1 protein-coding gene is annotated in these 245 nt (G+C 54.7%); it reads right to left on the minus strand.

The genetic code is table 11. The features are described from left to right. Positions 1 to 229, minus strand: a 229-nt coding sequence (locus tag RMT89_RS44855) for a hypothetical protein (protein ID WP_315889503.1), incomplete at its 3' end; no start/stop codon positions are given. Between the last annotated feature and the right edge of the window lie 16 nt (positions 230 to 245).

A 245-nucleotide genomic window follows, 5' to 3' on the forward strand; every position in this document is an offset into this window, starting at 1 on the left:
GTCGCGCCTTCGAAATGGCTAACTTCGCTTGGTGATAGTTGCCACCGAACCTCAGCAAGTTGCCGAGTATGAAATGTGCCGTTCCTATCGCGTACGATGCACCCGCTTCGGATGGAACCTCATCGTCCGGCAACAACTGGAGCAGTTCATTCCCAAAGCCCAATGCGGCGTTCCGATCACCTCTCTTACGAGCAAACTCCATCTTTTCCGCAAGAATGAGGGGACGCAAACCCAGGACTCCTGCC

Origin of the sequence: Streptomyces sp. P17 (assembly GCF_032436805.1) — a bacterium.
In the GTDB taxonomy this organism is placed as follows: domain Bacteria; phylum Actinomycetota; class Actinomycetes; order Streptomycetales; family Streptomycetaceae; genus Streptomyces.